Genomic DNA, 24881 nt, shown 5'->3' on the forward strand with positions numbered 1-24881 from the left:
TGGGCTCGAATAGGGGTTCTGCGGACCGGTTCACAGTGCCGCAGTTGCTATAGTGACGGGCATAACCATAACGACTCCCCTGCGCGAGGTACAGCATGTCCCTGGACAAGGACGCGCCCTACATGGACGAAGCCGCCCGCCTGGCGGCCGTGGAATGGCCGATCCTCGAGGCGAGCGATGCGGTGTTTGCCGACCCCGACGCCCTGGTTGAGCGCTCGCTGCGCGAACTGGCGCGTTACGCCGAACGCGACCCCGGTCTGAGCCTGCGTCTGGTCCTGCGTGCAAACCGTTCGCGCCGCGGCCTGCGCCAGGAAGTGCACGCGGTGGGGGACGCCATCGCCATGCTGGGGTTGCAGAACGTCCATCAGGAGGCGGGTGCGGCGCCGCGCGTCGAGGATGTCGTTACCCAGCCGCAGGCTTATCGCGAGATGGCGGCGCAATCGCGGCTGGCGGCAATGATTGCGACCGAAATCGCAGGCGAGCGCCACGATACCGAGCCGGGCGAACTGGCCCTGGCCGCCCTGCTGAATCAGCTCGGCCTGCTCGCCCTGCTGGTGGAGGGCGAGCCGCGCCTGGCCCGGTTGATGGAGATCCTCGAGCTGAATGCGCTTCCGGACGAGGCCAGTTACACCGCACTGGGGTACGCAACGGACGATCTCTCGCGTGCGATGGCGGAACAAATGGAGCTGCCGGAACTGGTGCAGGGGACGCTGCGGGCCGTAAATGCGGCACATCACCGGGCCTTTGAGGTGATGGTTGCGAGTGCCGTGGCCTGGCAGGTCTTTCGCGGCATGGATACCGCGCGCGGTGACCGCGACCTCGCGCTGCTGGCCGGGTTGATGGGTTTGACCGACAAGGAGGCCGCGGACCGGATCAGTGCGGTGATCGAGCGTTTCAACGCGGACGTCGCGGTCTACCATCGTGAACCGCTGGATCCGCAGATACCCGGGCGGGTCTGGCTGCGCGAGCCCCATCGGCCGCGCCTGGCCCTGATGCCGCGGGCCGACCTGCTGGAAGAGGGAATTGGCGCGCTCGAGAAAGAGGAAAACCGCGAGCTGCGCGTGCGGCGGATGCTGCGGGTGATGCAGTTCGGAGTGGGCCTGAACCGGGTGGTTTTTGCCCGTCTGTCCCGGGATGGCGAGACGCTGCGCGCCGAGCACCTGGTCGGCACGCTGCACGAACCGGAGTTCAGTCACTTTGTGATCAACCGTGCGGCGCTCGGACCGTTGGCGCAGGTCCTGGATATGGACACGCCGCAGTGGTGGGACCGCAAGCGCATCCATGAGCAGATGCCCTCGGCGGTGCGCAAGCTGACCGGCGGGGTCGACTGCCTCGTTGCGCGCCTGTGCGATGGCGAGCGCGTGCTGGGCCTGGTCTACGCCGACCGGCGTTCGCGTGACCTGGACCTGACCCCGTTTGCCTTCGAGGGCTTTCGGCGTGTGCTGGCCGCGGCAGCGCGGCCCGTCGAGCCCCGGTAGGCCGCCGCCGGGCTGCGATTCAAGTTCGGGGCATCCGGGTCGATACATCCGTAAGAGCGAATATATTCGCCGGGGATCATCCTCGAGGGCGTGGGTCGCAGCGAACGGCCCGCGCGAATTTTGATTGCCGGACACGTCCTGTTCGGCACACAAGAATAAGGAAGTACGGCATGCGCAAGAATCTTCCCGTCACCCAGGCGGAGTATTCGCTGGATCGGCATGGGGATCTGATCTCGTCTACCGACGAGAAGGGCCGCATAGGTGACGCCAATCGCGATTTTATCGACGTCAGCGGCTTCGACTGGGAGGAACTGTCTGGGTCTGCGCATAACATCGTGCGCCACCCGGACATGCCGGAGGCCGCCTTCGCGAACATGTGGGCGACCCTGAAGGCCGATGGGGCCTGGATGGGCATCGTCAAGAATCGGCGCAAGAACGGCGATCATTACTGGGTGGACGCGTTTGTCACCCCCGCCTACGAGCACGGCCGCAAGACCGGCTACGAGTCGGTGCGGGCGATCCCGGAGCGCGAACATGTGGCACGCGCCGAGAAGGTGTATGCCGCGATCAACCGGGGGCGGAGCTTCGCACGGCGCTGGTATCACGGCCTGACCTGTCGCCTGGCGGGCACCTGGATCGTGGGCGTCCTGCTGGCGCTCGCCGTCGTGTTCTCGGCGTCTTCGCCTGTGGTGCAGGCGGCGCTGCTGGTGCTGATCTTCGCTGTCGGCGGCGTGGCGTCGCTGGTGTTTACCTCCGGGGTGCGCCAGGCGGTCAAGCGCGCCCAGGCCCAGTTCGACAACCCGGTCATGGAGGCGATCTACACCGGGCGGCGCGATGACAGCGCCTCGCTGGAGCTGGGGCAGCGCTTCGGCGAGGCCAGGCTGCGCACCGTGCTGGGACGCATCGAGGACAAGGCCGAGGCGGTGAGTGACGGTGCCCACTCGATGGCCAGCAGCGTCGACCAGACGGCCGCGGGCGTGGAGCGCCAGCAAAACGAGATCGACCAGGTCGCCACGGCGATGAACGAGATGACCTCGACCATCCAGGAGATGGCGAGCAACTCCGCGCGCGCCGCCGAGGCCGCCAACAACGCCGAGAAGGAAACCGGGGCCGGTCAGGATGTCGTGAACGACACGGTTTCCGTGATCAACCGCATGGCAGCGGAGGTCGAGTCCACGGCCGAGAAGCTCGGCAAGCTGGAGGCGAGCACCGTGGAGATCGACAAGATTCTGAGTGTCATTCGCGAGATCGCCGAGCAGACCAACCTGCTGGCGCTGAATGCCGCGATCGAGGCCGCCCGCGCCGGGGAACACGGCCGCGGGTTCGCCGTGGTGGCCGACGAGGTGCGCAGCCTGTCGCAGCGCACCGATGAATCCACGGTGACCATTCGCAATATGATCGAGAGCCTGCAGTCCGGGGCGCGCGAGGCCATGTCCGCGATGCGTGCCAGTCAGGAGCGGGCCGCCGACGGGGTGGAGAAGGCCCAGGCGGCGGGCGATTCACTGACCAGCATCCGCGAGGCCGTTGGCCAGATCACCGAGATGAACACCCAGATCGCCACCGCGGTCGAAGAGCAAAGCGCGGTCTCCGAGGAGATCAACCGCAACGTGACGTCCATTCGTGACGTGGCCACCGAGACCGGTTCCGTCTCCGCCCATGCCCGCGACGCCAGTGCGCGGATGCAGGCCGAGGCCGCCGAACTGAAGGCGCTGATCCACCGCTTCGAACAGAAATAAGCTCGGCGCCGATTACGGGGTATGGCGTTGGCCGGTACGGGGCGCCGGTGGGAACGGTCGCGCGGCGTCATGACCTGCTGTTCGGGCGATGCCACCGGTGCGCAAAATCTTCTGGCGGGCGGTTGCAGCGCCCAATTCTGGCACCAAATTATGGGCTCTTACTCTCGTCATCCCGGCCGTAGCGCAAAAGGCTTGCCACGTCATCCCGGACACCGCGCAGCGGTGATCCGGGATCTCCCGGGATGGCCCCCAACGTTGGAGATCCCGGCTCTGCGCTTCGCTACGGCCGGGATGACGAGGGAGGGTGGCGAGCCGTTGTTGGGTTTTTCACCGCAGAGCCCATGGAGGGCCCGAAGAAGGTTAGGGGTGATCGACAGGAAAACGCGAAGATCGGAAGAAAGAGGGATTGGGATAAACCGTAAAGGGCGTTGCAGGGGGGCCGTGCTAGCCAGTGCCCCACACTCCAATAACCCTTCCCATCTTCCAACCGTCCTGTGATGCGCTTTTGACCTGGCTCTTCTTCGAGCCTTCGTGCGCTTCGTGTTGCACGTGAGCGTTACGCGGTCTGGCGGTAGCGGCGTTCGATGTAGGCCTCGACGCGGGCCTGGAATTCTTCGGCGATGTGGTCGCCCTTGAGGGTAACGGTCTTCTCGCCGTCCTCGTAGACCGGGGCGACCGGTTGTTCGCCGGTGCCGGGCAGGGAGATGCCGATGTTGGCGTGCTTGCTCTCGCCGGGGCCGTTGACCACGCAGCCCATCACCGCGACGGTCATCTCCTCCACGCCCGGATAGCGTTCCTTCCAGGTGGGCATCTGGTGGCGGATGTAGGTCTGGATGTCCTGCGCCAGGTGCTGGAAGTATTCGCTGGACGTGCGTCCGCAGCCGGGGCAGGCAACCACCGACGGCAGGAAGCTACGCAGCCCCATACTCTGCAGGATCTCCTGGGCAACCAGGACCTCGCGGGTGCGGTCGCCGCCGGGCTCCGGTGTCAGCGAGATACGGATGGTGTCGCCGATGCCCTGTTGCAGGAGCACCGATAGCGCGGCCGTGGAGGCGACGATGCCCTTGGCCCCCATGCCGGCCTCGGTAAGCCCCAGATGCAGCGGGTAGTCGCAGCGTGCGGCCAGGTCCTGATAGACCGAGATCAGCGGTTGCACGCCGCTGACCTTGGCCGACAGGATGATGCGGTCATGCGGCAGGCCGATACGTTCGGCCTCGGCCGCGCTCTCCAGCGCCGAGGTGATCAGGGCCTCCTGCATCACCGCTTCCGGTGACAGGGGGTCGGCGCGCTCGTTGTTCGCGTCCATCATCCGCGCGAGCAGGGCCTGGTCGAGGCTGCCCCAGTTCACGCCGATGCGCACCGGCTTGTCGTACTCGCAGGCGGTCTCGATCATGGCCGCGTACTGGCTGTCGCGCTTCGAGCCGCGCCCGACGTTGCCCGGGTTGATGCGCAGCTTGGCCAGCGCCTGCGCGCACTCCGGGTATTGAGTCAGCAGCTTGTGGCCGTTGAAGTGGAAGTCCCCGACCAGCGGCACGTCCAGTCCCATCGCGTCCAGGCGTTCGCGGATCTCCGGTACGGCCTTCGCCGCGGCCTCGGAGTTCACCGTGATGCGCACGACCTCGGAGCCGGCGCGCGCGAGTTCCGCCACCTGCACGGCGGTGCGCAGGGCGTCCGCGGTGTCGGTATTGGTCATCGATTGCACCATCACCGGGTGGTCGCCGCCGACGGTGACGTTGCCGACGCGGACGGGGACGGTCTTGTGGCGCTTGGGAATCGTATTCATCAGTAGGCGCGGGCGCGAGGTAACGGTGTGCGGAGTGTAACGCAGCGCTGCTCGACTGCCGAGAAACTGCAGGCCCCAAGTCGTAATGTCCCTGTCATGGCGAGGCCCCGCAGGGACCGTGGCCATCTCCTGACGCAGCCCCGACGCTTCGCCTCGGCCCGACGCCGGGGTCACCCCCGGAGATCGCCACGTCGCTGCGCTCCTCGCGATGACGGTGCTCGTTTTCCCGTCATGGCGAGGCCCCCGAGGGGCCGTGGCCATCTCCGGACGCAGCCCCCGACGTTGGTCCTGGTCGGCGCCAGGGCTGGAAGGTGTTCTCGACCGCGGCGCGACTGGCCGCGTGCCGGGCCTCGACGCGCTCGGCGATGGCCTGCTGCCAGGCCAGGCGGGTCTCGGCGTGCAGGGCGTCCAGGGCCTCGTGCAGGGCCTGCTCCAGGTCTTCGCGGTGGCGGGTCTCGTCGAGCCGCAGAAGCAGCCAGTCCACGCCGATGATCGTGGCCCCGGCGGCCGTGATGCCACAGCCCAGCGAGAACGGACCGCTCCAGGCGCAGACCCCGGCACCAAGGGCGCCCGCGCGGCCGGCGCGACCGAGGCTGCGCGCCAGCCCCGCCTGCGTGGCGCGGGCGGCCAGCCGGGCCTGCACGGCGCGCGCGATCAACGGGGTCGCGAGCCCGGTGCCGGCGGCGGCCGTGGCCGCCAGGCCGGTGCGCTGGTCGAAGCGCTCCAGGTCGATATCCAGCGCCGCGTGCAGGGCGTGGCCGCGTTCGATCTCGGCCGCTGAGCCCCCGCCGGCGCGCGGCGGTGGGCTCGGGATGCGCGCGTCCGCGAGGCGGTCGGCCAGCTCCAGACGCCAGGCGTCGCGGACCTGGCGTTGTTGCTCGTCCAGACCCCATTCGACGCGGGTGGCCAGGTCCTGCAGGGCGCGCTCCCACAGCGCCTCGGGCAGCAGGCGTTCGCGCAGCATCCGCGCGGGGGCATTCGGTTCGGCGTCACCCAGCCACTGGGTCCCGCGCAGCCACAGGCGCATGTATTCGGCGCCCAGCGAGTAGTACCAGTCCGCGACCTCGGGGACGCGGTCGTGCAGTTCCGCGAAGCGGGCATCGAGTTCGGCATCCACGCGGCCTTGCCAGTGCTCCCGGGCCTCGGCGTCGCCGGCCTCCAGCCATTCGAGCGTGAAGCGTTCGAGGCGGGTGAGGCGTTCTTGCTCGACCTGGTAGCGCTGCTCGCCGAGTTGCAGGGTCAGCGGAGCGGTCTCTTCCCAGTTACGGGGTTCGTGCTGGCTGGCTAGCCACAAAAGGCTGGTGCTGGCCAGTAGGGTCAGGACCAGCCAGGTCCAGGCCGTATGCCACCCCGCCGTCATCGCCATGGCCGGGTGCCGGTTGGGGCTTGCGGGATGCACGACGGCATGGCGGGGTCCGGGCTACTCGATGACGGGGGCGTTGCGCGGGTCGCCCAGGGTGTCGTTCGTCGGGCGCAGCGGCAGCAGGCCGTTGGCCAGCAGCAGGAAGCCGAGCGCCAGGAAGGCCTGTTCCGCGAGCACCAGCAGCCAGCCGAGCAGGGCCGGCAGGGATTCCACACCCTGCGGGAACCACTGCTGGCCCAGCCACAGGCGCAGGGCATCCTGGGCGGCCGCGAGTTGCAACCCGGCCTCCAGCAGATGGCTGCGCGCGGCCTCCTGATGGACCAGGAACCAGACCGCCTGTTCCAGCGTGGCGCCGGTCAGGTCGGGGTACCGGGCCTGCAGGGCCAGCGCCAGCAAGGTGACGATCAGCAGCAGGCCCGTGAGCCTCAGGGCCCCGCGGCGGACCAGTTCCGGTGCGAACTGCGGATGGGCATGGCCGCGCAACAGTCGGGCGAACAGGGCCTCGCTGATCACCAGCACGAAGCCGGCGACCAGCAGGGCGGCCCAGACCTCCTGTGTCGGGATGCGCGCGAGGGTGATCAGCAGCAGACCGCCCAGCAGCGCGCCGATGATCAGGTGACGCAGGGCCATCAGCGGCCCGCCCCGCAGGCGGCGAGGCCATTGGCTGGTCGGCTCCAGGTAGCCGCGCAGGAAGGCCGCGCGCCGTACCCGGTGGCGCCGGAAGCCGCCATGGGCGATCAGCAGGGTGACGCCGATCCACAGCGCCATCACCCCGGCCTCGGGCAGGACCCGCAGGTTCATGTGCATCAGCCACAGCCCGATTACCAGCAATGTCACGGTAAAGGCATGGCGCAGGGCGATATGCCGGGTCGGGGGTGGGCTGGACGCGGTGGACGAGGATGAACGGGACACGGGGACTCCAGGAGGATATGCACGCCCTGATGGTAGCAGGCGCGGGGGTTGTCGCCTGGCGTTCCGGTTTCGTTCAGCCGGAGGGGCTATAACAGCGGCATGACTTGGACTCGTCTCGCTCGATACTGTTCGCCGGCCGTGTTCGGTCTGGCGGTGTGGCTAATGCTGTGGTGGCCGGCCTCTGTGGCCGCGGAGGAACTGCGCTTGCATGCGGTGTTCGGGGATCGCGCGGTGCTGTCCGTGGGGGACGAGCGCGCCGTGGTCTCCACCGGCGAGTCCGGCCCGGGCGGGGTGCGGGTCCTGCGCACGCGCCCGGGCGCGGCCCTGGTGGAGTACGGCGGCCGACAGCATGAGCTGCGGGTGCAGCAACGGGCGGCCCCGGCGCGGCCGGTCGGGCCGGCGGAGGGAGGTGTCGAGGTGCGGGTGCATCGGGATTCGCGCGGCGAGCATGCGCTGACCGCCGGGGTGAACGGTACGGCCGTTACCGTCGTCGTCGATGCGCAGGCTGACTCGGTGTTGCTGCGTGAGACCGATGCCGAGCAGGCCGGGATTGACGCCGATCAGGGGCGCTCGGTGCGCATCCGCGACGTCCGGGGCACGCAGCATGGGCAGCGCGTCCGGATCGAGCAGTTGCAGGTGGGCGCGCTACGCCGTTCGGGGGTCAGTGCGATCGTGTTGCCCGACGATGCACTGCCGCGCTCGCGTCTGGGCCGCAGTTTCCTCGAGCACTTCGCGGTCGAAACGGACGGCGATGCCGTCGTGATCCGCGAGCGCTGAGGAGGTGGGTTAGCATGTAGCCCGTCATGACCCCCGAGATTCCTGCATGCCGCTGATTCGGCGCCACCCCGAGAACGCGCCCGCCCCCCGGCGCGAGATCTTCGGCTGGGCGATGTTCGACTTCGCCAATCAGGCCTACACCTTGTTGATCATCACGGTGATCTTCGGCGACCTGTTTACGCGGGTGATTGTCGGCGATGCCCCGGATTATCGCCTCGGTAACCTGTTGTGGAGCGTGGCCCTGGCGGTCAGCTACGCGATGGTGATCGTGGCCGCCCCGTTTGCCGGGGCGATCATGGATGCCACCGCCTCGCGCAAGCGTTTCCTCGCCGCCTCGTGGGTGCTGACGATCATCACCACCGCGTTGCTGTACTTCGTCGAGCCGGGGCTGGTGTTCTTCGGCATGGCGCTGATCATCGCCTCGAACTTCGGCTATGCCATCGGCGAGTCCTTTATCGCCAGCTTCCTGCCTGACCTGGGGCCACCGGAGAAGCTCGGCTGGATCTCGGGGCTGGGCTGGGGGCTCGGGTATATCGGCGGGCTGGTGGCGACGGCCTTTGCCCTGGGGCTTCTGGGCGAGGTGAGCGCGGAGAACTTCGAGCGCATTCGCTGGGTCGGGCCGTTCGCGGCCGCGTTCTTCCTGGTCTCGGCGCTGCCGACCTTCCTGTTCCTGAAGGAGCGCGGTACCCGTCGGCGCATGGCGCGCAACGTCCAGCTGGGGCTGGGCTGGAAGCGGGTGAAGGCCTCGCTGGTCACGCTGGGCGAGCGCCGCGACCTGCGCGCGCTGTTCGTGTCCATCTTTTTCGTGATGGCCGGGATCTACATCATCATCGCCTTCACCTTCATCTATGGCGCGCAGGTGATCCAGTGGGACGAGCCGACGCGCGTGATGATGTTCGTGGTGACCCAGATCACCGCGGTGATCGGTGCCGTGGGCTTCGGGTTCCTGCAGGATCGTGCGGGGCCGGTGCGCATCTATCGCATCACGCTGGTGCTTTGGGCATTGGCGGTGCTGGCGATCTTTGCCACGCCGACCATCGCCCAGTGGCTGAGCGTGCTGCTGGGACGGCCGGTGGAGGCGCAGATGGTGTTCCTCGGCGTCGGCATCCTGGCCGGGCTTTGCCTCGGCTCGGCGCAGTCCGCCGGGCGTGCGCTGGTGGCGCTGATGGTCCCGGCGCGCGAGGCCGGGCGCTGGTTTGGGTTCTGGGGGCTGGCGTCCAAGGCCGCGGCGATCTTCGGCCTGCTCGGCATCGGGCTGCTCCAGGTCTGGCTGGGCCTCGAGAACGCCATCCTGTTCTGCCTGTTCCTGTTCCTCGCCGGGCTGCTGGCATCCATTCCCATCCGCCTCGTCGACCGCCGCCAGGCCGCGGCGGTTTGATTCGCCACGAAACACACGAAGGCCCTTCTTCGTATCTTCGTGCGCTTCGTGGTGGAAATTCGAGCTACTCGTCTGGATCGCTCAGGCGTGTGGCGAGATGACCCGGGGCCTGGCGGCAATCGAGGATGGCGTAGACGCGGATGATTTCGTCATCGACCCGATAGTAGATCGCGAAGGGGAAGCGGCGGGAAAGCAGACGATGGAAACCATGATGCTGCTCGTGCACGCCGGCGTACAGGAGCAGGGAGTCGATGTCGGAAAAGAGGGCATCGAGGAAATACTCGCCCAGCCCCGGTGACCGGGAGGTGTAGAACGCAGCACCTCGGGCCAGGTCCTCTTCCGCCGCGTCGAGGAGTTCGATCAAGCGCAAGGCAGGCCGTTACCCGTTGCGCAGGCGTCGCTTGGCGTCGTCCCAGGGGCGAAATCGGGCCTCACCGCTGGCGGCGGTCGCCTGGCGCTGTTCCAGCACGTCGCGATGCCAATTGGGGACCGGGACATCCGCCGGATTACGCGCCAAGTCTTCCCAAAGCTCCTCCATGGCGCGGAGCTTTTCGGTCGTGGTCATTTGGTCGAGAGCGAGGGATGCAGTCACGTGTAACTCCCTTCAAACATACGAATCCAGTATAGCCCGTCGGCTGAGTACACGCCGTCGGGCCGGTCTCGTTTGATCAACCACGAAGCGCACGAAGGGCACGCGAAGGGCGATTGCACCACAGAGGACACGGCATACACAGAGGACACGGCATACACAGAGAAAAGCGAAGACAGTTTCGAACCGGGCAGGATGCCGATGCCGTGGAGCCAAAGGAAGCGCATCAATGCCCGCCACTGGTCTGACTGGACCACTCACCGTTCTTCTCGCCCCAGCTTTTCGGCCCCCCTGGCCCGCCATCGGATTTCTCCGTGCCTTCCGTGCCCTCTGTGGTGCAACCCGCCCTTGACCTTGACCTGGCCCTTCTTCGTGCGCTTCGTGGCGGGAGTACAAAGCCACGGGTGGGCGCGGAGGGCTATTCGGTGGCGTGGTGGGTGGTGGTGGCGCCGCGGTCGAAGCGGCCTTCGTAGAGGCGCAGCAGGGCGGGGATCACGAACAGCACCAGGACGGTGGCGATGGCCAGGCCGAAGACGATGGAGATCGCCATCGGGATCAGGAACTGGGCCTGGACCGAGCGTTCGAACAGCAGCGGGGTGAGGCCGGCGATGGTGGTGACCGAGGTCAGGATCACCGCGCGCAGGCGCTGGCAGGCGGCCTCGACGATCGCCTCCTGCAGGGCCAGCCCGGCCTCGCGCAGGCCCTGGTAGAAGCTCACCAGGATGATCGAGTTGTTGACCACGATCCCGGTCAGGCCGAACAGGCCGAACAGCGACAGGATGGTCAGCTCCACGTTCAGGATCCAGTGTCCGAGCAGGGCGCCGAGGATGCCGAACGGGATGATCGCCATCACGATCAGTGGCCAGCCCCAGGAGCCGAACACCCAGGCCAGGGTGATGTACATCAGCCCCAGCGCCAGGATCAGGCCCGTGCGCATGTCGGCGAACGTCTCGGCCTGGTCGGCTGCACGCCCCTCGAAGGAATACTCGATGCCGTAGCGTGCCGCGAGGTCGTCCAGCGGGCCGTCCTCCAGCGCAGCACGGATGCGCGCGGCGTTGTTCACGCTGCGGTCGACCTCGGTGGAGACCTGGATGGCCAGGCGGGTATCGGCATGGCGCAGGGTCTCGAAGCCCTGGCGCGAGCGCAGATCGACCACGCTGCCCAGCGGGGCGAATTCGCCGCTCGGCAGGCGCAGGTTCAGCCGCTCCAGGCTCTCGCTGGAATGGCGTTCGTGATCCGGCAGGCGCACGCGCACCTCGACCTCCTCCAGTCCGTCCTGGTAGAGCTGGGCGAGGTGGCCGTCGAAGGCGTCGCGCAGCTGGGCACCGACCGATTCGGTGGTCAGGCCCAGGGCGCGGCCCTCCGGCTTGACCTGGAACACCAGCTGTTCGCGGCCGAACGGGGTGTCGTCGTTGGTGGCGAAGGTGCCGGCGAAGTCGTCGAAGATATCCGCCAGTTCCAGTGCCGCATTTTTCAGCACATGCGGGTCGTCGCCGGTCAGGCGGACCTCCAGATCGCGTCCTGGCGGGCCGGTCTGGCGCTCGTCGATGCTGAAATTCTCGATGCCCGGGGCCTGGCGCACGCGCTCCTCCCAGGCCTGGATGAATTGGCGGTTGCGCACCTCGCGCTGTTCCGGCGATGCCAGTTCGACCTGGATGTTGCCGAACTGGTCGCCGCGTGGGGCGTTGCCGTCGCCGGGGTCGATCCCGCGCCCAAGCCGAGTCACCGAGGCGCGCACCAGGTCGCCGCCGAGCTCCTGTTCGGTCTCCGCCAGGGCCTCCTCGACGTGGATCAGGAAGGCCTCCACCCGCTCCGGCGGGGTGCCGGCGACGAAGTTGACGCCAGCGTTGACGATGGTGCCCTCCGGCGACGGGAAGAAGGTGAAGCCGATGCGCCCGCTGGCGGCCAGGCCGATGGCCAGGATCAGAGCGCCGACGGCCAAGGCAAGAGTGGTGCCGGAATGATTGACCGAGACCGTGACCGCGCGGCGGAAGGCGCCGTTGCGGAAGCCCTCGAAGCCGTTGTCGAACCGCTCGCGCAGGCTGCCCGGGCGCGGCGGCTTGAGCCGGTGCATCACGCCCTTGAGGTGTGCAGGCAGGATCAGGAAGGCGATCAGCAAGGTGGCGACAATGACGCAGATCACCACCAGCGGGATGTCGAACAGGATGTTGCCGATGATCCCCCCGATCAGCATCAGCGGCAGGAAGGCGGCGACCGTGGTCAGCGAGGCGGCGATCACCGGGCCGACCATGCGCCGGGCCCCGTCGCGCGCGGCACGGCTGGCCGACATTCCGCGCTGGTGCAGGCTGTAGGCGTGCTCCGAGACCACGATGGCGTTGTCGACGATGATCCCCAGCGACATGATGAAGCCGAACAGCGAGATCATGTTGATCGAGCCGCCGACCACCCACAGCACCACGAAGGCGGCGGTGAACGCGATCGGGATGCCCAGTGCCACGCGCAGGGCGATGTGGCGGTTGAGGAACAGGAACAGGATTGCCAGGACGAGCAACAGGCCGCCCAGACCGTTTTTCAGCAGCAGCGTGATGCGCTCGGACAGGAGCTCCCAGAAGGCATCGGTGACCTGTAGATCAACCCCGGGCGGCAGGGCGGGGCGGGTTTCGGCCAGCCAGTCCTCCAGCACCTGCGCGGCGGCGAGGGAGTCGCCGGTCTCCGAGCGCAGCAATTGCATCTCGATCGCCCGCTGGCCGTTGGCGCGGACGCGTACCTGCCCGTCGCGATGGCGCAGGTCCAGGGTCGCGATATCGCCCAGGGTCAGGCGCCCCAGCTCGCCATCGCCGCGCAGTACCAGGCGCTCGAAGCTGACGATGTCGCGCGCTTGCTCCAGGCTGCGGATCTGGCGTGCGGTGTCGTCGCGACCCACCGAGCCGGCCGGCAGGTCCTGCGCCATGGCGCGGATCTGCTCGCCGATATCCGCGAGCGTCATGTCCAGGCGGTAGAGCGTTGCGGATGGCACCTGGATGGCCATCTCGTCCTCGGTCAGGCCGGTGAACTCGATGCGCGCGATGCCGGCATCCAGCAGTTCGCGTTCGAACTGACGCGCGAGGATGCGCAGTTGCTGCGGGTCCTCGGGGCCGGTCAGCAGCAACCGCGCCACCGGCTCGTAGCGGATGATGCGGGTGACCACCGGGGTCTCGGCGGCCTCTGGCAGGTTGCGCTGCTGGTTCACACGGTCGTTGACCTGCTCCAGCGCCAGGGTCATGTCGGTCCCGGCCTCGAACTCCATGGTGACCACGCCGATGCCCAGTGCCGAGGTGGAGGTCATGTTGCGCAGGCCGTCAACGGTGCGCAGGTCCTGCTCCAGCGGGTCGACGATGGCGCGTTCGACATCCTCCGCGCTGGCCCCCGTCCAGGGCACTTCGACGGTCACGAAGTCGAGTTCGAAGTTGGGGAAGAACTGGGTATTCAGCTTGGTCAGGGCAAAGGCCCCGGCCAGCAGCATCAGTGCAATCAGCAGGTTGGCGGCGAGGCGATGCTCCAGAAACAGCTGGATCGGGCCGCGTGGAGGCCCGTCGTGTTCCTGCGCGCCGCCACCAGGCATGGGCTGCCCGGATTCCGGCGCGCTGCCGGTCTCCGATTCGCTCATCGGCCGGAATCCTGTTCTTCAACCTCGACCCGCAGGCCATCCACGGCATTCGGCAGGCGGGTGGCGATTAGGGTGTCGCCAGCGGCGATCGCGTCGCTGCGGATCAGGGCGAGGGTGTTGCCGTCCGCGTCGATGAAGTCACCCAGACGGTCCACCTGCAGCGACTCCAGGCGGCCGTCGACCACGCGGAACACGCGGTCGCGCCCGAACAGGGACTCGAACGGAACGGCCAGGCTGTCGGGCTCCTCGGGCAGCTGCAGGCGCAGCTCGACGAATCGATTCAGCGGTAGGCGCTGGCCGCCCGAGCGAACCTCGAACACCCCGCGCATCCCGGAGTCGCCGCTGCGGGTCTCGCCCTCCAGGCGCGCGAGCTCGGTCTCGATCTCGTGGCCGCCGACCGTCGCGTGCGCGGGGAGGGATGTGCCCTCCTGCAGCAGGGCCTCGACCCGGGCGACCAGGTGCTCAGGGAGGCTGGCACGAATCTCCAGATCGTCCACGGCGTACAGCCTCAACAGCGGGTCCCCCGGCCGGGCGCGTTCGCCAGTGGCAACCTCGACGTCCACGATGCGGGCGTCGAAGGGGGCGCGGATGGTGGTGCGTTCCAGGTCGATCGCGGCCTGCGCCTCGGCGGCGCGGGCGCGCGCCAGGCGGGCCTCGGCCTGGGCCCGGCGCATCGGGGCATCGGCCACGGCCTGCTCGCGGCTGTCCACGGTGATGCTGGCCTGTTGCAGGCGTTCGCGCGCGGCATCGACGTCGGATTCGGAACCGAGATTGCGTCCGCGCAGGTCGCGGGCCCGTTCCAGGCCGCGCTCGGCGATCGCCAGCAGTTCGCGTTCGCGGCGCAGGGCCTCGCGGTCGAAGCGCGCGCGCAGTTCCTCGCTCTCGACCGCGCCTTCCAGTTCCTGGCGTTCGGCCTCGCGCTGGTCCAGCAGGAGCTGGGCCTCGCGCGGGTCGATGCGGACGAGGGCATCGCCCGACGCCACCCGCTGTCCTGCGCGCGCCGGCACGTCTTCGATCTCGCCCTCGACCGCGGCACGCAGCAGCGCATCGCGGGCGGACTGGCTGCGTCCGTTCAGCATGATGCCCGGGCGGTGGGTGCCGGGCTCGGCGGTCAGACCCTGCACCGGCCAGGTGCGTTCGCTGGCCTCCGGCGGCGGGGCCGAGGGCCCGGTCGCGCGCAGAATCATGAATCCCACCACCGCGACGGCGAGGATCAGGACAGGGAGGATGGCTCGGCGGAGGGCGCGCGGCATGGGTATCTCGGTTGTGTTCGCGGTACTGGCAAGCCGGGTGTGGCTCGTCGCTTGGAGAAGCGCGCGGGCCGGAGGTTCCCGCAGCGGGCCACATCATACCATCGCGGTTTGTGGGGGAACCCCCGCGGTTGCGGTCGGTCCCTATTGTGCCAATATTACGGTTTGCTTAAATGAGGATAAAGGCGATGAAGGGATCCAAGCGGTTTCTTGGCGGCCTTTTGGCGGCGGGTTTGCTGGCGGGCGGCGTTGTGGCTCCGGTCCTGGCCGAGGCGCCGCAGATCTGCGAGTGCCGCGATGGCCTGGAGATGGAGGGGACGCCGTGGATTCGTCTGATGCCGGGCGACATGACGGGGGGGTACTTCGTGCTCCGCAATAGCGGCGATCAGGATTATCGGATCGTTGCGGCGGAGGCGCCCATCGCGAAGGTGGTGGAGCTACACGAGCATGCCCATGTGGATGGCGTGATGCGCATGCGCCAGGTCGACGGCCTGGAACTCCCGGCTGGGGAGACCCTGGTGCTGGAGCCGGGCGGACTGCATCTGATGTTCATCGGCCTGCACGAGCCGCTGACGGCGGGGGACTGGATCCCGGTTCTCCTGGAGTTTGCCGACGGCGAAACCATGGCGATTCATGCCCGGGTGCAGCGGAGCGAGGGTGCCGGTGAGGGGCACCCCCGCGGGCACAATATGGACGGAGACGCTCGCGACATGGGCCACGGGGCCGGGCACGACGGGCACTGAAACGGACGCGGCGTACCCGTTGGGTACACAGCGTTCCGGCCTTACTGGTTGGCGGGCCGGGTCGGGATCTCGACGTCGGCATCCTCGCGCAGCGCCTCCAGATACTCCTGGATGGCACGGCTTTCGAGGATCTCGATCAGCTCCGCGCGCACGTCTTCCAGTTCCGGGACCGGGGTATCGCGGGTTTCCTCCAGGCGGATGATGTGCCAGCCGAAGCGGCTCTCGACCGGTTCCGCGGTGGTCTCGCCCGGTTCCAGCGCCATGGCCGCCTCGCTGAATGCGGGGACCATTTGTTCCGGGGCGAACCAGCCAAGTTCGCCACCACGGGCCGCCGAGCCCGGATCGGTGGAATGGGCCTCGGCCAGTTCGGCAAAGTCCGCGTCGGCCTCCAGCTCTTCGAGCAGTTCGCGGGCGCGTTCCACGTCTTCCACCAGGATGTGCCGCGCGCGATATTCGGTACCGCGGATTTGCTCGATCTGGCGGTTGTACTCCGCTTCGAGGTCCGCCTGGGTGATGTCGAGCTCTGCGGTGATGCGCTCCATCAGCAGCGAAGCCAGCAGGTTGGTCTCGACCATGCGCAGGATGCGCCGGGTCTCGGCATCGGTATCCAGCCCGCGGGCGACCGCCTCCTGACGCAGTAGCTCAAGGCTGATGACTTCCTCCAGCGTGCCGTCGCTCGCGGCCGGGCCGGGATCCTCGTCCATGCCGGCGTAGGCGAACAGGTCGGCGCGGGTGATCGCTTCACCGTTGACGATGGCGACGGTATCGGCGTCCCCGGTATCCGTGGTGACGTCGTCACCGGTGAACTCCGGCGTGGCTTGGTCCTGCGTGTCGCAGGCGGCGAGCAGCCCGGCGAGCGCCAGGGCGCTCAGGGCTATAGTCAGGATGCGCCGCTTCATCAAAACACCTGCTTGAACGGGCGTACGTCGACCGTGGTGTACACGCCGGCCGCCACGTAGGGGTCGGCGTCGGCCCATTCGCGCGCGGCCTCCAGCGAGGGGAACTCCGCGACGATCAGGCTGCCGGTGAAGCCGGCCGGGCCCGGGTCGTTGCTGTCGATGGCGGGGCAGGGGCCGGCCAGGATCAGCCGGCCGTCGTCGCGCAGGGCCTGCAGCCGGGCGACGTGTTCCGGGCGCGCGGCCAGGCGCGCATCCAGCGAATCGGGGGCATCCTCGCCCTGGATCATGTACAGCATCGGCATTCTCCTCGGTAAGGGCACCAGTCTAACGATGTCGGCGGGCGGATGCCGTTAAGGAGACGCTGATTGAATCGCGCGCTCGCGTTGGTGCCCCCTGTTTTCCGAGACAAGGCGCGTCGAGCAGCGGGTAGTGGTTCTACCCGCAAGCGGCGCAACGCAGGATCGGGGAACAGGGGGCACCAACCCCACAAACCATTGAACGTAGGGGCTCGGCCGCTTTTGTGCGCGAACAGCGTTGCGGTTCCTTTGTGCAGAGTGACTGCACGGCAGTCACCGCGCCTTGTTCGCACGCAAAAGCGACTCGAGCGCGAGCGCGCGATTCAATCAGCGTCTCCTTAAGGGCCCGTTCTTATGGGCGCGCCGATGGATGCGCTACACTGCGCGGCCGATCACCGCACCGACTTGTCCCATGATCTCGATCCACCCCGATAATCCCCAGCCCCGGCTGATACGGCAGGTCCTGGACCAGCTGCAGGAGGGGGCCGTCATCGCCCTGCCGACGGATGCCTGCTATGCGCTGGCCTGCCTGCCGGGCGACAAGACCGGGGCGGATCGCATTCGCCGCATCCGTCAGGTGGACGAGACCCATCACCTGACGCTGTTGTGCCGCGATCTCTCGGAACTGGGCGTGTACGCGATGGTGGACAACACCGCCTTTCGCCTGATGAAGGCCCTGACCCCGGGGGCCTACACGTTCATTCTGCCCGCCACCCGCGAGGTCCCGCGGCGGCTGCAGCACCCGAAGCGCCGTACGATCGGCATGCGCGTGCCGGCGAGCCCGATTGTCTCGGCGCTGCTGGAAGAGCTGGGGTCGCCGCTGATGTCCGCGACCCTGCAACTCCCCGGGGATGAACACCCGTTGAGCGAGCCCTGGGAGATCGAGGAGCGCCTGGGCAAGGTGGTGGATCTGGTGATTGACGGCGGCGCCGGGACCCTGGAGGCCACCAGCGTGGTGGATCTAACCGGCGACGCGCCCGAGGTGATGCGGCATGGCCTGGGCGACGTGGGATTTCTGGATGAATAGCCCCGGCCGACGGCGGGGATCACGGCGCGGCACGGCCGCAGGGAGGCGCAATGCGTAAGTGGGTGGTTCTTGCGGTGGTGGTGCTGGCAGTGGCGGCCATCTGGCCGGTGGTGGTCGGCACACAGGTCGAGGGTACCGTCGCCGAGACACACGAGGCTCAGCTTGGCGAGGTGTATCTGCGTCACGAGATGCTCGAATACGAGCGCGGCTACCTGGCCGCCAGCGGTCGCAGTCGGCTGATCCTGGAGGATGCCGACGGGCGCTTCGAGATCCCCCTGGTACACGCTGTGCGCCATGGCCTGCTGGGGGCGCGCGGCGATTCCTTCGTGGATCTGGATACCCTGGCCGCCCCGGACGACTCGCTGCTCGCCCACCTGTTGCGCTCGCTGGATCTGCAGGTGCATTCGCGCTCGGGGATCGGCGGTGGCGTGACCACCCGCATTGCGTTCGACGATCTGCGCATGGACCTGATGAACGTGCCCGAGGTGGCCGAACACGCCGCTACGGTGGGCGGTCCGCTGTGGCTGGATCTTGCGGCGGGCCAGGGGCGCTTCGCCTGGTCGTCCGAGCAGATCCTGGTGAGCCTGGACCTGCCGGAAACGAGATTGTCCGATGACAGCTTCTCGTGGGAGGCGCGCGAGGCGCGTTATGCCACGGTTTTCGAGGCCGATGCCGACGGGGTCTTCGGGCGGCTGCCGGACTACGAAGGCGGCCTGGCGGCGGCCGTGATCGAATTGCGTGAGGGCGAGGCGACCCGCCTTCACCTGGAGCGCCCCCGCCTCGACGCCTTCCAGCATACGAACAACGACCGCATGGATTCGCGCCTGCGGCTGCAGGTCGATCACGCCCGGGTGGATGACGGCGCGGGGGATGCCCTGACGCTGACGGCCCTGGACCTGCAGGCGGGGATCCTGCGCTGGGACCGTCCCAGCATGCTGCAGTTTCTGGCCGAGCTGGAAGCGGTCGACGCGCGCGGCATTGAGGGCGAGCAGCGCAATGCCCTGATCGGTTCGGCGATGATCGATGCCCTGGGCGGCATGATTGAACACCAGCCGGCGATCCAGTTGCGGGCGTCGCTGAACGACGAGCCGCCCCGGCAGGTCGCGCTGGACGCCGAGCTCGGCCTGCATGGCACGCAGCAAAGTCTGACGACCCGCCCGCTGGAGACCCTGCGGCTGGACAGCGATCTGCGACTCGGGCTGGAATGGGTGGCCGAATTCGACGCCGCGTATCCCGATATCGACCTGGACGCGCAGTTGCATGCCCTGGCTGCGGATGGCTGGGTTCGTCGCGATGCCGAGGCCGGCTACTGGCACGGCACGCTGGCAATGGCGGACGGCCGCGTGCGCATCAACGATGTGGATCGCACGGCGATGCTGCTGGCCATGCTGTTCGCCTTGTCCGGCGGCATGTTCTGAGACGACTGACCGGGCGTGGACGCGCCCGTTTTATTCTGAGAGGAAGGGATAGATTCCGTGAGCAGTAACCAGGGTACCAACCAGCGCGTGATCTCCGGCATGCGCCCCACCGGGCGCCTGCATCTGGGCCACTACCACGGTGTGCTGAAGAACTGGATCGAGTTGCAGCACAACTACGAGTGCTTCTTCTTCGTCGCCGACTGGCATGCGCTGACCACCCATTACGAGGATCCGGGTGACCTGCAGCAGCACGTGACCGAGATGGTCATCGACTGGCTGGCGGCCGGAGTGAGCCCGGGTTCCGCTACGCTGTTCGTGCAGTCGCGCGTGCCGGAGCACGCCGAGTTGCATCTGTTGTTGTCGATGATTACCCCGCTCGGCTGGCTGGAGCGGGTGCCGACCTACAAGGATCAGCAGGAGCAGCTGCGCGAGAAGGACCTGGCGACCTACGGATTCCTCGGCTATCCGGTGCTGCAGAGCGCCGACGTGCTGGCCTACCGCGCCGGCATGGTCCCGGTGGGCGAGGACCAAGTATCGCACCTGGAGGTCACGCGCGAGATCGCACGGCGCTTCAATCACCTCTACGGCCGCGAGCCCGGCTTTGCCGAGAAGGCCGAGGCGGCCGCCGACAAGATGGGCAAGAAGGCCGCCAAGCGCTACCGCGACCTGCGCAAGCGGTTCCAGGAGCAGGGCGAAGAAGAGTCCCTGGAGGTTGCCCGGGCCATGCTCGATTCGCAGCAGAACATCTCGTTGGGGGATCGCGAGCGCCTGTTCGGCTACCTCGAGGGTGGCGGCAAGATCATCCTGCCGGAACCGCAGCCGCGCCTGACCCCGGCCTCGAAGATGCCGGGCCTGGATGGACGCAAGATGTCCAAGAGCTACGGCAACACCATCAGCCTGCGCACCGAGCCGGCCGAGGTGGAGAGCCTGATCCGTACCATGCCGACGGACCCCGCGCGGGTGCGGCGCACCGATCCGGGGGATCCGGAAAAGTGCCCGGTATGGGACCTGCACAAGGTCTACACCGATGCGAGCCAGCGTGAGGAGCTGTACGCCGGCTGTACCACGGCCGGCATCGGCTGCCTCGACTGCAAGCGCCCGCTGATCGAGGCGGTGCAGGCCGAGCTGGAACCCATCCAGCAACGTGCGAAGGAATACGCCGAGGATCCGGCGCTGGTGCGCTCCATCATCGTCGAGGGCTCCGAGGCCGCCCGCGAAGAGGCCCGCGAGACCCTGGAAGAGGTGCGCCGGGCCATGGGCCTGGACTACCTGCGATGAGCCAGAGTCTGAGGCATGGACCCGTACGCTGACTCGAGCGACGACCTCGAGCGCCCCGCGACCGTCGAGACCGGCTCGCACGGGGAGGTGCTTTATCGTGTGCATGGCGAGCCGGTGGCGGAACTGCCGGCCGATCTCTATATCCCGCCCGACGCCCTGGAGGTCTTTCTCGACTCCTTCGAGGGGCCGCTGGATCTGTTGCTGTACCTGATCCGTCGCCAGAACCTCGACATCCTGTCGATCCCCATCGCCGAGATCACTCGGCAGTACATGGGCTATATCGAGGTAATGCAGGCCCTGCGCCTGGAGTTGGCGGGGGAGTATCTGGTGATGGCGGCCCTGCTGGCCGAGATCAAGTCGCGCATGCTCCTGCCGCGGCCGAAGGAGGCCGAGGCAGACGAGGATGCCGACCCGCGAATGGCGCTGATCCGGCAGCTGCAGGAATACGAACAGTTCAAGATCGCCGCCGAACGAGTGGATGCCCTCCCGCGCATGGATCGCGATGTGTTCGCCGCCGGCGCCAGCGTCGAGGCGCTCGAGGGCCCACCGCCGCCCGGGCCGACGCTGGACGAGCTCATGGAGGCGCTGGCGGCGGTGATGCACCGCGCCAGTCTGATGGCGCACCATCATGTCTCCACCGAGCAGCTGTCGGTGCGCGAACGCATGTCGAACATCCTCGACAGCCTGCATCCCGAACGCTTCACCGATTTCGTGACCCTGCTTCTGGCTACCGAGGGGCGCCAGGGAGTCGTGGTGTCGTTCCTGGCGGTGCTGGAGCTGACCAAGGCGGGCCTGATCGAGTGGGGCCAGAGCGAACCCTACAGCCCTATCCGGTTGCGCCGGCGTGGGGCGCCCGTGGGAGACGAAGGGGGAGAGCCGGCGTGAACGAAACCACTGTATCGGGTGTGCAGGTGTCTGCCACCGCTGTTGATGACGAACAGTTGCGGGCCGTCGAGCTGGCGGTGGAGGCCGTGCTGTTCGCGGCCGCGGAACCGGTGGGGCCGCGCGACCTGAAGGCTGCCTGCGAGGACCTTGGCGAGATCGATCAGGCCTTGCTGGAACGGGCGCTGGGTCGTCTGCAGGAACGCTATAACGATCGCGCGATCGAGCTGGTACGCTCCGCTGGCGGGTATAGGTTCCGCGTGCGTTCGCGCTTCTCCGCGACCGTGCAGGCGGCCCAGCCCGAGCGCCCGGCGCGGCTGTCACGGGCCCTGCTGGAGACGCTGGCGATCATCGCCTATCGCCAGCCGGTCACCCGCGCCGAGATCGAGGCTGTGCGCGGGGTAGCGGTCAGTACCGGGATCATGCGCACGCTGCAGGAACGCGAGTGGGTACGGGTGGTAGGGCACAAGGAGGTGCCGGGCCGCCCCGCGCTGTACGCGACCACCCGTAGCTTCCTCGACGACCTGGGTCTGCAGCGCCTCGAAGAGCTGCCGCCGCTCGATCAGATCCGCGACCTGGCGGATGTGGCCTCCGACGCGGGCCTTAGCCTGTCGCCACCGGACGCGAAAGAAGACGCTGGTCCGGGCACGAACCAGCGTCTCGATTTCGATGACGGGGATGCCGATCCGGATCCGGAGCCGGCACCCCCGACGCACTCACTCTGAGATCAGCACTGGGCCGTTTCGGCGGTCTCGGGGCAGTCGTGCTGTACCAGGCGATCGTCGTCCAGCCATTCCATGATCCCGTCGGTCACGTTGTAGACGTTCTCGTAGCCAAGGCCGTCGGCCAAAGCGCGGGCGAGGGCGCCGGTGCGGTTGCCCACGCGGCAGATCAGTACGACTTCCTCGTCGGGCTTGACCAGATTGGTGAACTGCTCGCCAAAGGTCGGGTTGAGCTCGCCATTCTCGTCGAAGGCGGTAATGCGGTAGCTGCCCTCGATCACGCCGGTCTCCGCCCATTCGTTCGGACGGCGGATGTCGACGATGGTTGCGCCCTCGCGGATCTTCTCGGCCAGGCCTTCGTTGTCCAGCCCGCTAAACGGTGCGCGTTCGACGTCGAGGATCTCGACCTCGAAGCGCAGGGTCGCGTTGGACGGGATGATGTTGCCGGCCCCGCGTTCGCCATAGCCGAGTTCCGGCGGGATGACGATCTCGCGCTTGCCGCCTTCGCGCATGCCCATCACGCCCTGTTCGAAGCCCGGGATCACCTGACCCGCGCCCAGCGTGAGCGCAAATGGTGCGCCGGACTCGCGGCTGGAATCGAACACGCTCCCGTCCTCTTCCAGCGACCCGGTGTAATGCAGGATGGCCGTGTCATGCCGCACGATCCCGGGCCCTTCGCCGGCTTCGATTTCGTGGATCTCGATGGATGCTGCGGGCTCCGCGCTGGCAATGCCGCCTGCGAGCAACGAGCCGATCAGCGCCACTGTAAATATAATAAAACCGGAATATGCGGAATGACAAAAAGTGATCTTCATTGTGTAGCTTCCGTTTATATTAAAAAGGGTTAATAAAAGTCTGTGATCAGCAAGTTGCGAGATCCAATGGGGCCCTATTCTACACCGCATATCGATGATCGAATACAGGCGTTATGTAGAAGTTTCTGGATCTTGTAAAAAATCCCCATTTTTTATTGCAGGCTTTGAAGGCGTTTGCTACAACTCCAAGTGGCTGTCCCAGGGAGAGAGGGGCAGTACATGAGATTTTGTTCCGAGAACAAGCCGGAGGCAGGCAAATGACTGACCACAAGAACGATGGTTCCGAGATGGACCGCAAGTCCGAAGAAGAAACCCGGGAGACCGAACAGCTGACCGAGACGGGCGCCGCCCGTCGTGGTTTCCTGGGTCGCCTGGGCAAGGGCGGTGCCGCCCTGGCCGTGATGGGTCTGGGCGCGGAAACCGCCATGCAGACCATGTTCCAGCGCAGCACCCTGTCCAGTGCCGTGGCCGCCGGCATCGAGGGCTTCCACGTAGATGGCAAGGTGGACGGCTTCATCTGGCTGAATGACCGCCCGATCAACGGTGAACTGCCGCCGCACCTGCTGCACGACGAAGTGACCCCGTTCCCCAATATGTTCATCCGCAACAACGGCGTTCCTCCGGAGAAGGCCGGGATCGACGCATCTGCATGGACCCTGACGGTCCACGGCGAAGCGGCGAACGAGGAGAAGTCCTACACCATCGCGGACCTCAAGGAGAAGTTCGAGCACCACACCCTGCAAATCTGGATCGAGTGTGGTGGCAACGGGCGTGCCGCGTTCGAGCCGTCCCCGCGCGGTAACCAGTGGGATCTGGGTGCGGTCGGCTGTCCGACCTGGACGGGTGTGCGTTTGCGCGACGTGCTGGAAGACGTCGGTTACGACGCCGACAAGGCCGAGTACATTGGCTTCAAGGCCGGTGACGCGCACCTGAGCGGCCGTGATGATCTGGATGCGCTGTCGCGTGGCTGCCCCATGCGCAAGGCTGTGGAAGACGAGACCCTCATCGTCTGGGCGATGAATGGGGAAGACATCCCGGAACAGCACGGCTATCCGCTGCGCCTGATTACCCCGGGCTTCCCGGGTTCCGCCAGCGGCAAGTGGCTGACCGAGATCCTCGTCCGTGATCGCGAGCATGACGGTCAGGGCATGACTGGCCACAGCTATCGCGTACCGCGTCATCCGGTGGAGCCGGGTGCCGACGTGCCGAACGAGGACATGGTCGTCCTCGAGGAAATGCCGGTGAAGTCCCTGATCACCTATCCGCAGACCGGTGCCGAGACCTCCGTTGGCAGCACGCTGAAGGTTGCGGGCAAGGCCTGGGATGGCTATGGCGATGTCGAGGAGCTTCATGTGTCGACCGATTTCGGGGTGACCTGGCAAAAGGCCGACCTGAAGCGTCCGGTGAACAAGTTTGCATGGCAGACCTGGGAGGCGGACATCGAGTTCTCCGAACCCGGTTTCCATCAGGTGTGGGCCGTGGCCACCAACAGCAAGGGCGATCGTCAGCCGATGGTGCTGCCGGGCTGGAACCCGCGGGGCTACGGCAACAACAAGGCCCACCACATTGATGTCCGAGTCAAAGCCTAAGGAGCCCTAATGAAGTCGAAGATGGTCCTGTTGTTGCCGGCCATCCTCGGCCTCCTCTGGGTGGCGCCCGCGACCGCGGGCGACCACGTCGAGGCGGCCGAGGAATACAAGACCGACTCGGAAACCGGGCTGATCAAGGCGCCGGGATTCGATACCGTCAAGAACAATTGCACGGTATGTCACTCGGCCCGGTTGTTCACCAGCCGTGGGTACACCCGCAAGATCTGGCTGGAACAGATCCGCTGGATGCAGGACACCCAGGGGCTCTGGGAGTTCTCCCCCGAAGTGGAGGAAGAGATCCTGGACTACCTGGAAACCTTCTACCCACCGAGTTGATCG

22 protein-coding genes are annotated in these 24881 nt (G+C 67.2%); 12 read left to right on the plus strand and 10 right to left on the minus strand.

The annotated features are described in order from the left end of the window. Positions 1-95 precede the first annotated feature (95 nt). Together G333_RS0112645 and G333_RS0112650 are read left to right on the plus strand one after the other, a co-directional pair. The gene (locus G333_RS0112645; protein ID WP_019628612.1) at positions 96-1478 is read left to right on the plus strand and encodes an HDOD domain-containing protein; all 1383 of its coding nucleotides are present in this window, start codon (positions 96-98) and stop codon (positions 1476-1478) included. Positions 1479-1648: 170 nt separating this feature from the next. Then, the gene (locus G333_RS0112650) at positions 1649-3214 is read left to right on the plus strand and encodes a PAS domain-containing methyl-accepting chemotaxis protein (protein ID WP_019628613.1); all 1566 of its coding nucleotides are present in this window, start codon (positions 1649-1651) and stop codon (positions 3212-3214) included. A 556-nt stretch (positions 3215-3770) separates the two neighbouring features. Here G333_RS0112650 and ispG read toward each other — a convergent pair. From ispG to G333_RS0112665, 3 genes are all read right to left on the minus strand, one after another. Then, positions 3771-4997, minus strand: coding sequence for a flavodoxin-dependent (E)-4-hydroxy-3-methylbut-2-enyl-diphosphate synthase (ispG, locus tag G333_RS0112655; protein ID WP_019562876.1), 1227 nt, complete (start codon positions 4995-4997; stop codon positions 3771-3773). 229 nt (positions 4998-5226) lie between these two features. Further along, positions 5227-6363, minus strand: coding sequence for a hypothetical protein (locus tag G333_RS0112660; RefSeq protein ID WP_019628614.1), 1137 nt, complete (start codon positions 6361-6363; stop codon positions 5227-5229). Between the two features lie 54 nt (positions 6364-6417). Further along, entirely contained in the window at positions 6418-7272 is an 855-nt protein-coding gene (locus tag G333_RS0112665) for a hypothetical protein (RefSeq protein WP_019628615.1), read from the minus strand. Positions 7273-7434: 162 nt separating this feature from the next. Here G333_RS0112665 and G333_RS0112670 point away from each other — a divergent pair, with 162 nt between their 5' ends. Both G333_RS0112670 and G333_RS0112675 read left to right on the plus strand, forming a co-directional pair. Then, positions 7435-8049: a TIGR02281 family clan AA aspartic protease gene (locus tag G333_RS0112670; RefSeq protein ID WP_018175996.1), complete on the plus strand. Its 615-nt coding sequence runs from the start codon at positions 7435-7437 to the stop codon at positions 8047-8049. A 46-nt stretch (positions 8050-8095) separates the two neighbouring features. Further along, a complete protein-coding gene (locus tag G333_RS0112675) occupies positions 8096-9427 on the plus strand; it encodes an MFS transporter (RefSeq protein ID WP_019628616.1) in 1332 nt (443 codons plus the stop codon). 64 nt (positions 9428-9491) lie between these two features. Here the strand turns inward: G333_RS0112675 and G333_RS0112680 are convergent, their stop codons facing one another. The 4 genes from G333_RS0112680 to G333_RS0112695 form a co-directional block, all read right to left on the minus strand. Then, entirely contained in the window at positions 9492-9797 is a 306-nt protein-coding gene (locus G333_RS0112680; RefSeq protein ID WP_018175994.1) for a type II toxin-antitoxin system RelE/ParE family toxin, read from the minus strand. Between the two features lie 9 nt (positions 9798-9806). Then, positions 9807-9992, minus strand: coding sequence for an addiction module protein (locus tag G333_RS0112685; protein WP_018175993.1), 186 nt, complete (start codon positions 9990-9992; stop codon positions 9807-9809). 442 nt (positions 9993-10434) lie between these two features. Further along, positions 10435-13623: an efflux RND transporter permease subunit gene (locus tag G333_RS0112690; RefSeq protein ID WP_019628617.1), complete on the minus strand. Its 3189-nt coding sequence runs from the start codon at positions 13621-13623 to the stop codon at positions 10435-10437. After that, positions 13620-14876 carry an efflux RND transporter periplasmic adaptor subunit gene (locus tag G333_RS0112695; protein WP_018175991.1) on the minus strand — a complete coding sequence of 419 codons (1257 nt, stop codon included), beginning with the start codon at positions 14874-14876 and terminating at the stop codon, positions 13620-13622. The genes G333_RS0112690 and G333_RS0112695 overlap by 4 nt, the downstream gene beginning before the upstream one ends. A gap of 185 nt (positions 14877-15061) precedes the next feature. Here G333_RS0112695 and G333_RS0112700 point away from each other — a divergent pair, with 185 nt between their 5' ends. Then, positions 15062-15616: a copper chaperone PCu(A)C gene (locus tag G333_RS0112700; protein ID WP_019628618.1), complete on the plus strand. Its 555-nt coding sequence runs from the start codon at positions 15062-15064 to the stop codon at positions 15614-15616. 41 nt (positions 15617-15657) lie between these two features. Here G333_RS0112700 and G333_RS0112705 read toward each other — a convergent pair whose 3' ends face one another. Both G333_RS0112705 and G333_RS0112710 read right to left on the minus strand, forming a co-directional pair. Beyond that, entirely contained in the window at positions 15658-16515 is an 858-nt protein-coding gene (locus G333_RS0112705; protein ID WP_018175989.1) for a peptidylprolyl isomerase, read from the minus strand. After that, positions 16515-16811 carry a YciI family protein gene (locus G333_RS0112710; RefSeq protein ID WP_018144390.1) on the minus strand — a complete coding sequence of 99 codons (297 nt, stop codon included), beginning with the start codon at positions 16809-16811 and terminating at the stop codon, positions 16515-16517. The genes G333_RS0112705 and G333_RS0112710 overlap by 1 nt, the downstream gene beginning before the upstream one ends. Before the next feature lie 412 nt (positions 16812-17223). Between G333_RS0112710 and G333_RS0112715 the strand changes: the two genes are divergently transcribed. The 5 genes from G333_RS0112715 to scpB are packed head-to-tail and all read left to right on the plus strand — an operon-like array spanning position 17224 to position 22141. Beyond that, positions 17224-17838 carry an L-threonylcarbamoyladenylate synthase gene (locus G333_RS0112715; RefSeq protein WP_019628619.1) on the plus strand — a complete coding sequence of 205 codons (615 nt, stop codon included), beginning with the start codon at positions 17224-17226 and terminating at the stop codon, positions 17836-17838. Positions 17839-17888: 50 nt separating this feature from the next. Beyond that, positions 17889-19256: a DUF945 family protein gene (locus G333_RS0112720; RefSeq protein WP_019628620.1), complete on the plus strand. Its 1368-nt coding sequence runs from the start codon at positions 17889-17891 to the stop codon at positions 19254-19256. Positions 19257-19313: 57 nt separating this feature from the next. Further along, on the plus strand, positions 19314-20534 hold the full coding sequence (locus G333_RS0112725; protein WP_018951017.1) for a tryptophan--tRNA ligase: 1221 nt from the start codon (positions 19314-19316) through the stop codon (positions 20532-20534). Positions 20535-20549: 15 nt separating this feature from the next. Beyond that, a complete protein-coding gene (locus G333_RS0112730; protein ID WP_019628621.1) occupies positions 20550-21419 on the plus strand; it encodes a ScpA family protein in 870 nt (289 codons plus the stop codon). Further along, the gene (scpB, locus tag G333_RS0112735) at positions 21416-22141 is read left to right on the plus strand and encodes an SMC-Scp complex subunit ScpB (protein ID WP_019628622.1); all 726 of its coding nucleotides are present in this window, start codon (positions 21416-21418) and stop codon (positions 22139-22141) included. Before G333_RS0112730 ends, scpB begins: the two co-directional genes overlap by 4 nt. A gap of 2 nt (positions 22142-22143) precedes the next feature. Here scpB and G333_RS0112740 read toward each other — a convergent pair whose 3' ends face one another. Further along, entirely contained in the window at positions 22144-22953 is an 810-nt protein-coding gene (locus G333_RS0112740; protein ID WP_019628623.1) for an FKBP-type peptidyl-prolyl cis-trans isomerase, read from the minus strand. A gap of 257 nt (positions 22954-23210) precedes the next feature. Here G333_RS0112740 and G333_RS0112745 point away from each other — a divergent pair, with 257 nt between their 5' ends. Both G333_RS0112745 and G333_RS0112750 read left to right on the plus strand, forming a co-directional pair. Next, positions 23211-24542: a sulfite oxidase gene (locus G333_RS0112745; protein ID WP_018937861.1), complete on the plus strand. Its 1332-nt coding sequence runs from the start codon at positions 23211-23213 to the stop codon at positions 24540-24542. A 9-nt stretch (positions 24543-24551) separates the two neighbouring features. Next, complete coding sequence (locus G333_RS0112750) at positions 24552-24878, plus strand: hypothetical protein (RefSeq protein ID WP_019628624.1); 327 nt, start codon at positions 24552-24554, stop codon at positions 24876-24878. The last annotated feature ends 3 nt before the right edge of the window (positions 24879-24881 follow it).

Origin of the sequence: Thioalkalivibrio sp. AKL10 (assembly GCF_000381845.1) — a bacterium.
Classification (GTDB): Bacteria; Pseudomonadota; Gammaproteobacteria; order Ectothiorhodospirales; family Ectothiorhodospiraceae; genus Thioalkalivibrio; species Thioalkalivibrio versutus.